Origin of the sequence: Streptomyces sp. NA04227, assembly GCF_013364195.1 — a bacterium.
GTDB lineage: Bacteria > Actinomycetota > Actinomycetes > Streptomycetales > Streptomycetaceae > Streptomyces.
On record NZ_CP054918.1, the window covers coordinates 4,703,901 to 4,718,295 of the forward strand.

Here is a 14,395-nt window from a genome sequence, read left to right on the forward strand (position 1 = left end):
CTCACGGCACGGCCCCCCGTCAGTCCCGTCAGCCCACCGGATCGGCAGGATGCGGAGCCACCAACGGCAGTGTGGACGCCAGGCGTTGCTCGCAGAGTTCGGCCAGGCGGTCGTAACCGGCCTTGCCCATCAGTTCGACGAGTTCGGGACGGTAGGAGACGTAGACCGGGTCGCCCGCGCCGTGTGCGGAGGTCGCGGAGGTGCACCACCAGTGCAGGTCGTGGCCGCCGGGGCCCCAGCCCCTGCGGTCGTACTCACCGATGGAGATCTGCAGGACCTTGGTGTCGTCGGGACGCTCGATCCAGTCGTAGGTACGGCGGACCGGGAGCTGCCAGCACACGTCCGGCTTGGTCTCCAGCGGCTCGCGGCCCTCGCGTACGGCGAGGATGTGCAGCGAGCAGCCCGCGCCGCCGGAGAAGCCGGGGCGGTTCTGGAAGATGCAGGAGCCCTCGTAACGGCGGGTCTGGAGCTCGCCGTCGTTCTCGTCCTCCTGCACCCAGGCGTGCTTGGAGACGGTGCCGACGGAGTGGTTCTGCCAGATGTCGGGCGTGAGCCGCGCCACGTGCCCGGCGACCCGCTTCTGGTCGTCCTCGTCCGAGAAGTGCGCGCCGAGCGTGCAGCAGCCGTCGTCCGCGCGGCCCGCCTGGATGCCCTGGCAGCCGCTGCCGAAGACGCAGTTCCAGCGCGAGGTCAGCCAGGTGAGGTCGCAGCGGAAGACCTGTTCGTCGTCGGCGGGGTCCGGGAACTCGACCCAGGCACGCGGGAAGTCGAGGCCCTGCTCGTCGGCCTCGCCGGTCCCGGCGGCACGGGCACGCGGCCCGGGCATGACCGCGGACGCCTGCGACTCCTCGGCGTGCGGCTCGGCGTGCGCCTCGGTCTTCTCCTTGCCCTTCACCTTGACCTTTGTCTTCGCCTTCGCCTTCTCCTTGCCCGGCTTCTGGCGCTTGTCGCGCTTCTCGCCCACTGGCTTTCCCGCTTTCGTCACCGTGCCGGAACCCTGGTCCCGGTGCCCCTTGCCGTTTCGGCGCGACCGGATCACCTATGGGTGACTTGCCCGGCTTGGCCATTTTCGTCGTTGGTACGCCTCAAGGGTATGCGCGCAACGCACCGCCCCTGGTCAGCCGAGCGCCCGAGGGGCAGTAGCGTGCCGTACATGAGACTCGGAGTCCTCGACGTGGGTTCGAACACAGTTCACCTCCTTGTGGTCGACGCACACCCGGGCGCCCGCCCGCTGCCCGCGCACTCGCACAAGGTGGAACTGCGCCTTGCCCAGCTTCTCGACCCGGCCGGCGCGATCGGCCCGGAAGGCGTCGAGCAGTTGGTCACCGCGGTGCGGCAGGCGCTGGAGGCCGCCGAGGACAAGGGCGTGGTCGAGGACCTGCTGACCTTCGCCACCTCCGCGGTGCGCGAGGCCGTCAACGCCGACGAGGTGCTCGCCCGCGTCAAGGAGGAGACCGGCGTCCAGCTGACCGTGCTGACCGGCGCGGAGGAGGCCCGGCTGACCTTCCTCGCCGCGCGCCGCTGGTTCGGCTGGTCGGCGGGACGGCTGCTGCTGCTCGACATCGGCGGCGGCTCGCTGGAGATCGCGTACGGCATCGACGAGGAGCCCGACGCCGCCGTCTCACTGCCGCTCGGCGCGGGCCGGCTGACCGCGGGCTGGCTGCCGGGGGACCCGCCGGAGGGCGAGGCGGTACGGGCGCTGCGGCGGCACGTACGCGCCGAAATAGCGAGCGTGGTGGGCGAGTTCACCCGGCTCGGCCGCCCGGACCATGTGGTCGCCACCTCCAAGACCTTCAAGCAGCTCGCCCGGATCGGCGGCGCCGCGCGCTCCGCGGAGGGCCTGTACGTCCAGCGTGAATTGCGCCACGGCGCCCTGGAGTCCTGGGTACCCGAGCTCGCGGCCATGACGGCCGAGGAGCGCGCCAAACTGCCGGGCGTCTCCGAGGGGCGCTCCGGCCAGCTGCTCGCGGGCGCGCTGGTCGCCGAGGCCGCGATGGACCTGTTCGGGATCCCCACCCTGGAGATCTGTCCGTGGGCCCTGCGCGAGGGCGTCATCCTGCGTCACCTCGACCACATGCCGGGAGTCGTCGGCCAGTGACGCGCCCGGTACGGGGTGCCCGGCGCGGGGGCCCGTATGGAGAGCGTCACACCTGAACCCCGACGGGGGCCCGTACCCTGTCATGCGTGGCAGATCCAGCGGTGCGCATCCCGGACGCGAAGGTCGCCCTGTCGACCGCCTCGGTCTATCCGGAGTCGACGTCGGTGGCCTTCGAGATCGCCGCGCGCCTCGGGTACGACGGCGTCGAGATCATGGTCTGGACCGACCCGGTCAGCCAGGACATCGAGGCCCTGCGCAGGCTCAGCGACTACCACCGGGTGCCGATCCTCGCGGTGCACGCGCCCTGCCTGCTGATCACCCAGCGGGTCTGGTCCACCGACCCGTGGACCAAGCTCCAGCGGGCGCGCTCGGCCGCCGAGAAGCTGGGCGCGAGCACCGTCGTGGTGCATCCGCCGTTCCGCTGGCAGCGGCAGTACGCGCGGGACTTCGTCTCCGGGATCTGGCGGATGGCGCACGAGACCGACGTCCGGTTCGCCGTCGAGAACATGTACCCCTGGCGCTACCGCGACCGCGAGATGCTCGCGTACGCACCCGACTGGGACGTCACCCGGCACGACTACCGGCACTTCACCATCGACCTCTCGCACACCGCGACCGCGCGCTGCGAGGCGCTGGAGATGGTGGAGCGGATGGGCGACCGGCTCGGCCATGTCCACCTCGCCGACGGCTCCGGCTCCGGCAAGGACGAGCACCTGGTGCCGGGCCGCGGCAACCAGCCCTGCGCCGAGCTGCTCGAAGGGCTCGCGGCGCGCGGCTTCGACGGGCATGTGGTCGTCGAGGTCAACACCCGGCGGGCCATGTCCAGCGCCGAGCGCGAGGCGGACCTCGCCGAGGCGCTCGCCTTCACCCGGCTCCACCTGGCCTCGGCCGCGCCGGTCCGCGGCTCATGAGCGAACCCGCCCCGCGGCGCCGCGGCCGCCCGCCGCGGGCCGGAGCCGCCGACGGCCCCGGCACCAGGGAACGGATCCTGGAGGCGGCCCGCGCCGAGTTCGCCCAGCGTGGCTACGAGAAGGCCTCGGTACGCGGCATCGCCAAGGCCGCGGGTGTCGACCCGGCCCTGGTGCACCACTACTTCGGCACCAAGGAGCAGGTCTTCGAGGCGGCCGTCGCCCGGTCCTTCGCGCCCGCCTTCGAGGCGCCGGACGCGGTGGCCGCCGGGCCCGTCGAGGAGGTCGGCGAGCGCCTCACCCGCTTCGTCTTCGGCATCTGGGAGAACCCCGCGACCCGCGCGCCGCTGCTCGCCGTGGTCCGCTCGGCCGTCACCAACGAGGCGGCCGCCGCGGTCTTCCGGCGCCTGATCGCGGCCCAGTTGCTGCTCCGGATCGCCGCCCGGCTCGACCGTGAGGACGCCGAACTGCGCGCCGAACTCGCGGCCGCCCAGCTCGTCGGCATCGCCATGCTGCGGTACGTGATCAAGGTGGAGCCGCTGGCCTCGGCGGACCCGGAACAGATCGTGCGGCGGGTGGCGCCGGTGGTGCAGCGGCATCTGGTGGGGGAGTAGCGGCGCACGCGCCGGGCGCTCGCACGCGACCTCACTCCCCCGAAGGCCGACCTACGGCCCGAACGCGGCGGCCCTCACTCCTCGAACGTGGACATCAACGCCGACAGGTCCGGCAGCAACGGGAGTTCGGCCCAGATGATCTTCCCGTCCCGGGTGTAGCGGGTGCCCCAGCGCTGGGCGAGCTGGGCGACGAGCAGCAGGCCGCGGCCGCCCTCGTCGTAGACGCGGGCCCGGCGCAGATGCGGCGAGGTGCTGGAGCCGTCGGAGACCTCGCAGATGAGGGCACGGTCGCGGATCAGGCGCAGCTTGATCGGGCTGCTGCCGTACCGGATGGCGTTGGTGACCAGCTCGCTGACCACCAGCTCGGCGGTGTACCCGGTGTCGGCCAGGCCCCAGCGGTCGAGCACCTCGACGGTGGCCTTGCGCGCCTCGGAGACCACGGACGGGTCGGCGGCCAGGTCCATGACGAAGACCTGGTCCGCGTCGAGTGTCTTGGTTCTGGCGAGCAACAGGGCGATGTCGTCGGTGGGCCGGGACGAGACGAGACGGCCGGTCAGGGCGTCGCAGATCTGCTCCAGGCTCGCGCCGCGGCCGGGGGCCGCCGACTCGCGCAGGACCTCGGTGAGGATGGCGAGCCCGGTGTCCACGTCCCGGTGGCGGCCCTCGATCAGGCCGTCCGTGTACAGCGTGAGCAGACTGCCCTCCGGCAGCATCAGCTCGGACTTCTCGAAGGGCAGTCCGCCTAGGCCGAGCGGCGGTCCGATCGGCAGGTCGGGAAAGCTGACCTCGCCCTCGGGGCTCACCACCGCGGGCGTCACATGACCGGCGCTGGCCACGCTGCACTGCCGCGAGACCGGGTCGTAGACCGCGTACAGACAGGTCGCGCTGGACTCCTGGCCGTGCTCGGTGTCCTGGCCGCCGAGCCGGATCACCACGTCGTCGAGGTGGGTGAGCAGCTCGTCGGGCGCCAGGTCGACATCGGCCAGGGTGCGCACCGCCGTACGCAGCCGCCCCATGGTCGCCGAGGCGTACAGCCCGTGCCCGACCACGTCGCCCACCACCAGGGCCACCCGGGCGCCCGACAGCGGGATCACGTCGTACCAGTCGCCGCCCACGCCGGCGTGCGAGCCGGCGGGCAGATAGCGCGAGGCGACGTCGACCGCGGACTGCTCGGGCGGGTGCTGGGGGAGCAGGGCGCGCTGGAGGGTCAGCGCGGTGGCGCGCTCGTGGGTGTAGCGGCGGGCGTTGTCGATGGAGACGGCGGCGCGGGCGACCAGGTCGCGCACCAGGAGCATGTCCTCGTCGGAGTAGCCGGGCCGGTCGCCGCGCCGGAAGAAGCGGGCGATGCCGAGGGTCGAGCCGCGCGCCCGCAGCGGCATGAGCAGCACCCACCCGATGTCGTGCTCCTCGAAGGCGCGGGTGGTCACCGGGTCGGCGCGGTGCCAGTCGGGGGAGCGCGGGTTGTCCAGGCGGTGCCGGGACGACTGGCCGCTGCGGATGGCCCGCTCCGGCGGCGAACCTTCCGGGTAGCTCAGCCGCTGGGCGCTCGCGGTGAGCTGCGGATCGTGCGCCGAGCACAGCGCGAACTGGTGCAGGACCAGTGGCCCCGGGCCGGGCTCGTTGGCCTCGCCCGCGAGCACGTCCTCCAGGAGGTCGATGGCGACCAGGTCCGCGAAGTGCCGTACGCCGACGTCGGCCAGCTCGTGCGCGGTGTCGCCGATGTCCAGCGTGGTGCCGATGCTGGTGCTCGCCTCGGTGACCAGCTCCAGCTGCCGCTGCACCCGGCGCTCGCGCTCCTCCTGGTACGTGGTGAAGGCGCGCTCGGAGGCGACGTCCATCCAGGTCAGCCCGGCCGCCGCGAGCTTGATCGTGGCCGAGGTGAGCACCGCGGGGTCCTCGGTGCGGCGGGCGAGGTTCTCCAGCAGCAGCGGGGTGAGGACGGCGAGCCCGAGCCGGTAGGAGCGGAGCATGGCGCTGACCGGGATGTCGCGGTCGGCGAGCATACGGGCGAGCTTGACCGCCGCCACGGGGTGCGCGGGCGGCTCCTCGCCGTAGTCGAAGCCGTTCTCGATGAGGTCGAGGAAGATGCCGACCGTCTGGGTGACCAGGTCCCGGGCGCCCGCGTTGACGTCCGGATCGCCGAGCTCGGGGATCTCGCTCTCCAGCTGTTCCATCATGTGCCCGGTCGCCTCGGCCTGGTTCGCCCGCATGTCAATCGCGAGCTCGCGCAGCAGCCGATCGGCATCGTCCATACCGGCAATATAGGTGTTTTCGGTACAAGGCGGGTGGCGTGCGCGTCGCTCTCCGTACCCGCCGCGACCCGTCGCGCAGCCGTTCCCACGGCTGCTCCGAAAGCCGTTCCCGCGGCCGGTCGTGAAGCCGTTCCCGCGGCCGTTCCGCACCGGCCCTCGCCCGCCGCTCCGGTCCGGTCGCGGGGCGAGACATCCGTCCCATATCACGGACGAGGCGTCCGGATCCTGGAGGACCGGCGTACGCTCGAACGACAGGCTCCCACCGTACGGGCCCACCCCCTCCGGACCCGCACCCGGTGCCTGCCGCAGCACGCCACGCCCCGGCGAGACCGTACGCCGGGCCGTGCCGAAGACCGCCGGTCCGTGAGCGGCCCGGCCGAGAAGGAGCGAGCGACGATGCCCGAGCTGAGGTCCCGCACTGTCACCCACGGCCGCAACATGGCGGGGGCCCGTGCCCTCATGCGCGCCTCGGGCGTAGCGAGCGGGGACATCGGCAAGCCGATCGTCGCGGTCGCGAACTCCTTCACCGAGTTCGTGCCCGGCCACACCCACCTCGCGCCGGTCGGCCGGATCGTCTCCGAGGCGATCAAGGCCGCGGGCGCGGTGCCGCGCGAGTTCAACACCATCGCCGTCGACGACGGCATCGCGATGGGCCACGGCGGCATGCTCTACTCGCTGCCCTCGCGCGACCTGATCGCCGACTCCGTCGAGTACATGACCGAGGCGCACTGCGCCGACGCCCTGATCTGCATCTCCAACTGCGACAAGATCACCCCGGGCATGCTGATGGCCGCCCTGCGCCTGAACATCCCCACCGTCTTCGTCTCCGGCGGTCCGATGGAGGCGGGCAAGGCCACCCTGGTCGACGGCACCGTCCGCAAGCTCGACCTGATCAACGCGATCACCGACGCGGTCGACGAGTCCATCTCCGACGAGGACATCCTCCGTATCGAGGAGAACGCCTGCCCGACCTGCGGCTCCTGTTCCGGCATGTTCACCGCCAACTCGATGAACTGCCTCACCGAGGCCATCGGCCTCTCGCTGCCGGGCAACGGCTCCGTCCTCGCCACCCACACCGCCCGCCGTGCCCTCTACGAGAACGCGGGCGCCACGGTCGTCGAGCTGACCAAGCGCTACTACGAGCAGGACGACGACTCGGTCCTGCCGCGCAACATCGCCACCCACGCCGCCTTCGAGAACGCCATGGCCCTCGACATCGCCATGGGCGGCTCCACCAACACGATCCTGCACCTGCTCGCCGCCGCCCAGGAGGCGGAGGCGGGCTACGACCTCACCGACATCGACGCCGTCTCGCGCCGCGTCCCCTGCCTCGCCAAGGTCGCCCCCAACGTCGCCCCGACCACCACGTACTACATGGAGGACGTGCACCGCGCGGGCGGCATCCCGGCCATCCTCGGCGAGCTGTACCGGGGCGGGCTGCTCAACGAGGACGTGCACACCGTCCACTCGCCCGGCATCAAGCAGTGGCTGGACGACTGGGACATCCGCGGCGGTGCCGCGACGCCGGAGGCCGTCGAGCTGTGGCACGCGGCCCCCGGCTGCAAGCGCACCGCCGAGGCCTTCTCGCAGTCCGAGCGCTGGGACACCCTCGACACCGACGCCGCCGCGGGCTGCATCCGCGACGTCGCCCACGCCTACTCCGCCGACGGCGGCCTCGCGGTCCTGCGCGGCAACCTCGCCGAGGACGGCTGTGTCGTGAAGACGGCCGGTGTCGACGAGTCCATCTGGACCTTCGAGGGCCCCGCGGTGGTCTGCGAGTCGCAGGACGAGGCCGTCGACAAGATCCTGCGCAAGGAGGTCACGGCGGGCGACGTCGTCGTCATCCGCTACGAGGGCCCCAAGGGCGGCCCCGGCATGCAGGAGATGCTCTACCCGACCTCGTTCCTCAAGGGCCGCGGCCTCGGCAAGGTCTGCGCCCTGGTCACCGACGGCCGCTTCTCCGGCGGCACTTCGGGCCTCTCCATCGGCCACGCCTCGCCGGAGGCGGCCTCCGGCGGCACCATCGCCTTGGTCGAGAACGGCGACCGGATCCGTATTGACATCCCGTCCCGCAGCATCGAACTCCTCGTCCCCGAGACCGAGTTGGCCGCCCGCCGCGAAGCCCTCGGCGGCGTCTACGAGCCGAAGAACCGCGACCGCAAGGTCTCCGCGGCCCTGCGCGCCTACGCCGCGATGGCCACCAGCGCGGACAAGGGCGCGGTGCGGGACGTTTCCAAGTTGGGCTGAGCCGGGCCGGGTTGGGCAGGGCCGGACCGGGACGACACTCGTCCGGTCCGGCTCAACACACCAGCGGATGGGCCTTGTTGGGCTACCACACCGCCGGATTGGCTTTGTTGACCGCGAAGACCGAGCCGTCCGGGGCGCTCGCGTAGACCTGTCCTCCGGCGAGAACAGGTGTGGGCACCCGCGCCACCACCCGGTCCGTGGCGAGTGCGCCGCGGGCCCGGGTCTGGCCGAGCGGATGGCCGTCGTCCGCGGCCAGGGCGAGCAGCCGTCCGTCGGGCGCCGAGAAGTACACCTGCCCTGCGTCGGCGACCGGGGCCGAGCCCTCGCTGACGGCGGTCTCGGTACGCCACACCTGCCTGCCCGCCGCGAGGTCCACGGCGACCACCGCCCCACCCGAGGCGACCAGATACGCGCGGTCGCCGTGCACCGCGGCGGTGGCCTCGTCCACCGGCAGCCTCAGCCGTACCCGCTGCTCGGAGCGGTCGGCGGAGCGGTAGCGCACCAGCTCGTCGGTACGGCCGTCCGTACCGATCCGCATCAGCACCGCCTCGCCCTTCGCGTCCACCCCGATCGGCCGGACCACCCCCGCGAACGGGTGTTCCCAGCGCGGGTCGCCGGAGCGTGCGTCGAGCGCGGTCACCCGGGTGCTCAGCCCGTCCCGCGACTGCCGCGCCACGAACACCACCTCGCCGCCCGCACTCTGGCTGTCGCCGAACAGGGAGAGCGCCGGGGCGAGTTGACCGGCCACCGGCTGCCGCCACCGCTGCTTCCCGGTCACCGGATCGATCCCGGTGACCGTTCCGTCCGCACCGCCGAGCACCACCGTGCCGGACGCGAACCGCAACGAAGTCCCGTACGACGCAGAGGATCCGGACGATCCGGTCGCCCCCGAGTCCCCGTACGACGAGAGCGCGGTGGCACGCCGTTCCTGACCAGTGTCCCGGTCCAGGGCGAGCAGCGTCCGCCCGTCCTCGCTCAGCGTGTAGACGAGGCTGCCCATCAGGCGCGGCGCGAGTACGGGCGTGGAGCCGGCGTCGGCCGTGGCGTCCGGCCCGGAGGGGTTCTTCGCCTCGGGCCCCCAACGGAGCTTCCCCGTAAGGGAGTCGAGCGCGGCACCCGGGAGCCCCGGCTGGGTGCAGTAGACGGCACCCTCGGCGTACGAGCACAGCGGCGTGGCGCCGAGCGCGTCGGCCGAACCGCCCGGCAGATCCTCGTGCCACGGCTCGAACGCGGCCCGCTCCCCGCCCACCGGCCGCCCGTCCGCCGTCTGGTTCTTCTCCCCGCCCGGCCACAGCAGACTTCCCGCCACCGCGCAGGCGGCGACTGCGGCGGCGATCGCCGAGAGGACAATCGCCTTTCTGTTACGGGGAGTTGGGTGGGCGGTGTTTACGGAGGGTGGCTCGGCGTCGTCCGTACGGGAGTCGTCCGTACGGGACGCGTCGCGCGAACTGCCTTTCCCAGTACTGGAGTTGCCCGTACGAGAAGAATCGGTACTCGAGGAGTCCGTACGGGGAGACTCGGTACGGGACGATTCCGTACCGCCCGAGTGCGCACCCGCGCCCGCACCCGCCTCGGCCCCCGCGTCCTCCACCGGTGACCAGGACCCCGAGCCGCCGTCCGGATGGCGGGCGGTGCGCTGGGCGGGGATGAAGGCCTGGGTGTCGTAGGAGGCGGCGATGCCCCGGAGGTCGGACATCAACTCGTCGGCGGTGGGCCGGTGTTCGGGGTCCTTGGACAGACAGGCCTCGACCAGCGGGACCAGGGACTCGGGCAGTGCGGAGAGGTCGGCCTCGTCGTGCACGACCTGGTAGGCGACCAGATAGGGGCTGTCGGAGTCCCAGGGGGCCTTGCCGGTGGCGGCGTGCACCATGAGGGAGCCGAGGGCGAAGATGTCGGCGGCCGGGCCGACCTCGCGGGGGCGCCGGAACTGCTCGGGTGCCATGTACGGCGGGCTGCCGATCAACTTGCCCGTCTCGGTGCGCAGTTCACTGTCCTTGGGGCGGGAGATCCCGAAGTCGATGACCTTCGGGCCGTCGTCCGCGAGCAGCACATTGCTCGGCTTGAGGTCGCGGTGCACCACCCCGGCCCGGTGGATGTCCCGCAGCGCCTCCGCGAGCCCGGCCATCAGCCGCCGCAGCATCGCGGGCGCCAACGGCCCGTTCCGCTTGACCTGTTCGGCGAGGGTCGGGCCCGGGATGTAGAGGGTGGCCATCCACGGGCGTTCGGCGTCCGGATCGGCGTCCACGACCGGCGCGGTGAAGGCGCCGCTGACGCGCCGGGCGGCCGTCACCTCCTGCCGGAACCGCCGCCTGAACTCGGGGTCCCGGGCGAACTCGGTGTGCACGACCTTCACGGCGAGGTTCAGCCCCGAGTCGCTGCGGGCCAGGTGCACCACACCCATGCCGCCCGAACCCAGGCGCGCCTCCAGCCGGTAACGGCCCGCGAACTCGGGAGACTTCGCGTCCGTTCCGGTACCGATGCTTCTCTGTGGCGCCATGGACCCACCCCCGTGCTGTTCCTCCGGCGCGCGACTCACGGAGCCTAGTCGATGCTTCGTCCGGGGCTGCAAGGGCTTGCTAGCCTCCGCGTGTGACGCCCGCACCGGCCCTTTTCGGCCCAAGGGCCGTCTCTGTACCGAGGGTTGACCATTCGGCCCGCGGTGGGTGATTGGTCGCGGGGACCGGTCGCCGCGATCACTGGACGGGATCCGTGGGGGGATCCGGAGGGGGAGCAGGCATGGCTGTCGACCGTGCGCAGGCGGAAGCGACGGAAGTGAAGACAAGAACGGAAGCGGAGACGAGAGCGGCCGATCCGGCCACCGACGGGACGGACGTCGTGGCGGCACCTGCGGGCGTGGACCCGACGGACGGCGCGAGCCCGGCAGACGGTGCGACGACGCTCGCGGCCGCCGCCGTCACCTACCCCACCGCACCGGGCTACTCCCTCAACGTCCGCAGCGGCCCCGGCACCCAGTACGGCGTGGTGCGCGTCCTCCCGCCCGGCAGCAGGGTCCGCATCCGCTGCCAGGCCCCGGGCCAGTGGGTCTCCGGCCCCTATGGCACCACGAACCTGTGGGACAACATCGCCCTCGGCGAGTTCGTCGCGGACGCGTACGTCAGGACGGGCAGCGACGGGTACGTGGCGCCGCGGTGCACCTGACCGGGACGGTGCCGTGGGAGGTGTGACCTCGGCGGGGGTGAGCTCGGCGGGGTGAGCTCCGGCGAGCGCAGCCGCAGTCCATGGCGGTTCGGCGCGGTCCACAGCAGTTCAGAGCAGAGCAGTTCAAGAGCAGAGCAGTCCAGAGCAGTTCACGAGTGGCGGGCGACAGGCAGCAGCACTGTCGCCCGCCACTCGTCGTTTTTCCTGGTCGGCCCGTGTGCGCAGACGTCCTCCGCGCCCTCCCTCGCCACTTCCCTCCCTTCCCCTCATTGACGTCTCCCGACCTTCGGACGCATTATTCATCACATGATGAATAAGAGGGAAGGTGCTCCCGAGGCCGGGACCGAGACTGACGCTGGGACTGGGGCCGATACTGCGAGTGGGGCCGATACTGCGGGTGGCCCGGACACCGGCCCACCCGCCATCCGCGCCCGCGACCTCACCGTGGTCCGCGGCACCCGTACCGTCCTCCGCGGTCTGGACTTCGCCGTCCCGCGCGGCCGTATCACCGGGCTGCTCGGGCCCTCCGGGTGCGGAAAGTCGACCCTGATGCGGGCGATCGTCGGTACGCAGGCCAAGGTCGCCGGAACGCTGGAGGTGCTCGGCAGCCCGGCCGGGGTCGCCGCACTGCGCTCACGTATCGGCTACGTCACTCAAGCCCCGTCCGTGTACGAGGACTTGACGGTGCGTCAGAACCTGGAGTACTTCGCCGCCGTGCTCCAGCCGGGCAGGGCCGCGGCGGCCGGGCGCCGGGAGCAGGTCACGCGCGCGATCGACGATGTCGACCTCGGCTCCCACGCCGACTCGCTCGCCGGGAACCTCTCCGGCGGCCAGCGCAGCCGGGTCTCGCTGGCGGTCGCCCTGCTCGGCGCCCCCGAACTCCTGGTCCTGGACGAGCCGACCGTCGGCCTCGACCCCGTACTCCGGCGCGACCTGTGGCGACTGTTCCGCTCCTTGGCCACCGAGCGCGGTACGACCGTCCTCGTCTCCTCCCATGTCATGGACGAGGCCGAACGCTGCGACCGCCTGCTCCTCCTGCGCGACGGCGAACTCCTCGCCGAGGACAGCCCCGACGCCCTGCGCCACCGCACCGGCTCGGAAACCGTCGAGCAGGCCTTCCTCCACCTCGTCGACGAGGCAGCCGAGGCAGCGGCCCGGGCCCGCACGGGCACCGACCCCCACCCGGACTCCGACTCCGACCCGAGCGCGGGCCCCGACCCGAGCGCGGGCCCCGCCCCCACCCCGGACGCCACCGGAACCACTACGGGAACCGCCACCGAAACCACTACGGGAACCGCCACCGAGACCGCCCCCACCCACCCGCTCCCGAGGACCACCCCATGAATCTCTCCCGCACCCTCGCCACCGCGGCCCGCGTCCTGCGCCAGCTCCGGCACGACCCGCGCTCGATCGCGCTGATGCTTCTCGTGCCGTGCGTGATGCTCCTGCTCCTGCGCTACGTGTTCGACGCGAGCCCGCGCGCCTTCGACGGCATCGGCGCCTCGCTGCTCGGCATCTTCCCGCTGATCACGATGTTCCTGGTGACCTCGATCGCCACCCTGCGCGAGCGCACCTCGGGCACCCTCGAACGCCTCCTCGCCATGCCGCTCGGCAAGGCCGACCTGATCGCCGGATACGCGCTCGCCTTCGGCGCCCTCGCCGTCGTACAGTCCGCGCTCGCGACGGGCCTCGCCGTGTGGGCCCTCGGCCTCGACGTGACCGGCTCGCCCTGGTTGCTGCTCCTGGTCGCCCTGCTCGACGCGCTGCTCGGCACCGCGCTCGGACTGTTCGTCTCGGCGTTCGCCGCCTCGGAGTTCCAGGCCGTCCAGTTCATGCCCGCGGTGATCTTCCCGCAGCTGCTCCTCTGCGGCCTGTTCGCCGCCCGCGACACCATGCACCCCGCTCTTGAGGCGGCCTCCGACGTGCTCCCCATGTCGTACGCCGTCGACGGCATGAACGAGGTCCTGCGCCACAGCACCGTCACGGGCACTTTCGTACGCGACGCCGTAGTGGTCGCCGCCTGCGCCCTCCTCGTCCTCGCCCTCGGCGCGGCCACCCTCCGTCGCCGCACGGCCTGAGTACGGCCGCCGGACGGGTGCGGCGCCCCCTCCCTCTTCTTGTCGTCTCTCTCGTACGCCCCCGTCCCGGCCCTCGGACACGACGGCCCGCGCGTCCGTCGCGGTGCGAGGATGAGGGAACCGGGTGGGCGGGGCCGGGCGACCGGGCCGCACCCGGGGACGCAACGAGAGAAGAGGAACCGCTCCCATGAGCCAGAAAGTCGCGGTACTCGGCACCGGCAAGATCGGCGAGGCCCTGCTCAGCGGCATGATCCGGTCCGGCTGGGCAACCTCCGACCTGGTGGTCACCGCCCGCCGCGGCGAACGCGCGGCGGAGCTCACCTCCCGCTACGGCGTCACCGTCGTCACCAACGCGGAGGCGGCCAAGACCGCCGACACGCTGATCCTCACGGTCAAGCCGCAGGACATGGGCGCGCTGCTCCAGGAACTGTCCGCGCACATCCCCGCCGACCGCCTCGTCATCAGCGGCGCCGCGGGCATCCCGACCACCTTCTTCGAGGACCGCCTCCCGGCGGGCGTGCCCGTCGTCCGGGTCATGACCAACACCCCGGCGCTGGTAGACGAGGCCATGTCGGTCATCTCCGCGGGCAGCCACGCCACCGGCGACCACCTCGCCCACGCCGAGGAGATCTTCGGCGCGGTCGGCAAGACCCTGCGTGTCCCCGAGTCGCAGCAGGACGCCGCGACCGCGCTCTCCGGCTCGGGACCCGCGTACTTCTACTTCCTCGTCGAGGCCATGACCGACGCGGGCATCCTGCTCGGCCTGCCCCGCGACAAGGCCCACGACCTCATCGTCCAGGCCGCCATCGGCGCCGCCGTGATGCTCCGCGACAGCGGCGAACACCCGGTCAAGCTGCGCGAGAACGTCACCTCGCCCGCGGGCACCACCATCAACGCCATCCGCGAACTGGAGAACCACGGCGTACGGGCCGCCCTCATCGCCGCCCTCGAAGCGGCCCGCGACCGCAGCCGCGAACTCGCTTCCGGGAGCAGCTGACCGAGGCCGAGACCGGGGCCGCCGCCGTCAGGCGGCGCCCCA

At 72.3% G+C, this 14,395-nt stretch carries 11 protein-coding genes; 8 read left to right on the top strand and 3 right to left on the bottom strand.

Annotated features, from left to right (window positions below):
* Positions 1–28: 28 nt before the first annotated feature.
* Positions 29–826 carry a hypothetical protein gene (locus HUT18_RS20090; RefSeq protein ID WP_254879056.1) on the bottom strand — a complete coding sequence of 266 codons (798 nt, stop codon included), beginning with the start codon at positions 824–826 and terminating at the stop codon, positions 29–31.
* 327 nt (positions 827–1,153) lie between these two features.
* Here HUT18_RS20090 and HUT18_RS20095 point away from each other — a divergent pair, with 327 nt between their 5' ends.
* The 3 genes from HUT18_RS20095 (at position 1,154) to HUT18_RS20105 (ending at position 3,620) form a co-directional block, all read left to right on the top strand.
* Positions 1,154–2,098, top strand: a complete 945-nt coding sequence (locus HUT18_RS20095) for a Ppx/GppA phosphatase family protein (RefSeq protein WP_176101985.1) — start codon at positions 1,154–1,156, stop codon at positions 2,096–2,098.
* Between the two features lie 86 nt (positions 2,099–2,184).
* Positions 2,185–3,009 (top strand): sugar phosphate isomerase/epimerase, encoded by an 825-nt coding sequence (locus tag HUT18_RS20100; RefSeq protein WP_176101986.1) that lies wholly within the window; start codon positions 2,185–2,187, stop codon positions 3,007–3,009.
* Positions 3,006–3,620 (top strand): TetR/AcrR family transcriptional regulator, encoded by a 615-nt coding sequence (locus HUT18_RS20105; RefSeq protein ID WP_176101987.1) that lies wholly within the window; start codon positions 3,006–3,008, stop codon positions 3,618–3,620. Before HUT18_RS20100 ends, HUT18_RS20105 begins: the two co-directional genes overlap by 4 nt.
* Positions 3,621–3,694: 74 nt before the next feature.
* On the opposite strand, the gene HUT18_RS20110 is transcribed toward HUT18_RS20105, so the two are convergent.
* Entirely contained in the window at positions 3,695–5,872 is a 2,178-nt protein-coding gene (locus HUT18_RS20110; RefSeq protein WP_176101988.1) for a SpoIIE family protein phosphatase, read from the bottom strand.
* A gap of 396 nt (positions 5,873–6,268) precedes the next feature.
* On the opposite strand from HUT18_RS20110, the gene ilvD reads away from it, so the two are divergent.
* On the top strand, positions 6,269–8,119 hold the full coding sequence (ilvD, locus tag HUT18_RS20115) for a dihydroxy-acid dehydratase (RefSeq protein WP_176101989.1): 1,851 nt from the start codon (positions 6,269–6,271) through the stop codon (positions 8,117–8,119).
* An 82-nt stretch (positions 8,120–8,201) separates the two neighbouring features.
* On the opposite strand, the gene HUT18_RS20120 is transcribed toward ilvD, so the two are convergent.
* The gene (locus tag HUT18_RS20120; RefSeq protein ID WP_176101990.1) at positions 8,202–10,616 is read right to left on the bottom strand and encodes a serine/threonine-protein kinase; all 2,415 of its coding nucleotides are present in this window, start codon (positions 10,614–10,616) and stop codon (positions 8,202–8,204) included.
* 239 nt (positions 10,617–10,855) lie between these two features.
* On the opposite strand from HUT18_RS20120, the gene HUT18_RS20125 reads away from it, so the two are divergent.
* From HUT18_RS20125 to proC, 4 genes are all read left to right on the top strand, one after another.
* Positions 10,856–11,278: an SH3 domain-containing protein gene (locus HUT18_RS20125; protein WP_176101991.1), complete on the top strand. Its 423-nt coding sequence runs from the start codon at positions 10,856–10,858 to the stop codon at positions 11,276–11,278.
* A 306-nt stretch (positions 11,279–11,584) separates the two neighbouring features.
* Entirely contained in the window at positions 11,585–12,622 is a 1,038-nt protein-coding gene (locus tag HUT18_RS20130) for an ABC transporter ATP-binding protein (protein WP_176101992.1), read from the top strand.
* Positions 12,619–13,356 (top strand): ABC transporter permease, encoded by a 738-nt coding sequence (locus tag HUT18_RS20135; RefSeq protein WP_176101993.1) that lies wholly within the window; start codon positions 12,619–12,621, stop codon positions 13,354–13,356. Before HUT18_RS20130 ends, HUT18_RS20135 begins: the two co-directional genes overlap by 4 nt.
* Positions 13,357–13,543: 187 nt before the next feature.
* Positions 13,544–14,353, top strand: a complete 810-nt coding sequence (proC, locus tag HUT18_RS20140; RefSeq protein WP_176101994.1) for a pyrroline-5-carboxylate reductase — start codon at positions 13,544–13,546, stop codon at positions 14,351–14,353.
* The last annotated feature ends 42 nt before the right edge of the window (positions 14,354–14,395 follow it).

What these genes read in the sequence shown, in the direction of transcription:
- HUT18_RS20105 (WP_176101987.1), top strand. Translation starts at nt 3,006, where the DNA reads ATGAGCGAACCCGCCCCGCGGCGCCGCGGCCGCCCGCCGCGGGCCGGA.
- HUT18_RS20135 (WP_176101993.1), top strand. Translation starts at nt 12,619, where the DNA reads ATGAATCTCTCCCGCACCCTCGCCACCGCGGCCCGCGTCCTGCGCCAG.
- proC (WP_176101994.1), top strand. Translation starts at nt 13,544, where the DNA reads ATGAGCCAGAAAGTCGCGGTACTCGGCACCGGCAAGATCGGCGAGGCC.
- HUT18_RS20130 (WP_176101992.1), top strand. Translation starts at nt 11,585, where the DNA reads ATGATGAATAAGAGGGAAGGTGCTCCCGAGGCCGGGACCGAGACTGAC.
- HUT18_RS20110 (WP_176101988.1), bottom strand. Translation starts at nt 5,872, where the DNA reads ATGGACGATGCCGATCGGCTGCTGCGCGAGCTCGCGATTGACATGCGG.
- HUT18_RS20090 (WP_254879056.1), bottom strand. Translation starts at nt 826, where the DNA reads ATGCCCGGGCCGCGTGCCCGTGCCGCCGGGACCGGCGAGGCCGACGAG.
- ilvD (WP_176101989.1), top strand. Translation starts at nt 6,269, where the DNA reads ATGCCCGAGCTGAGGTCCCGCACTGTCACCCACGGCCGCAACATGGCG.
- HUT18_RS20095 (WP_176101985.1), top strand. Translation starts at nt 1,154, where the DNA reads ATGAGACTCGGAGTCCTCGACGTGGGTTCGAACACAGTTCACCTCCTT.
- HUT18_RS20120 (WP_176101990.1), bottom strand. Translation starts at nt 10,616, where the DNA reads ATGGCGCCACAGAGAAGCATCGGTACCGGAACGGACGCGAAGTCTCCC.
- HUT18_RS20125 (WP_176101991.1), top strand. Translation starts at nt 10,856, where the DNA reads ATGGCTGTCGACCGTGCGCAGGCGGAAGCGACGGAAGTGAAGACAAGA.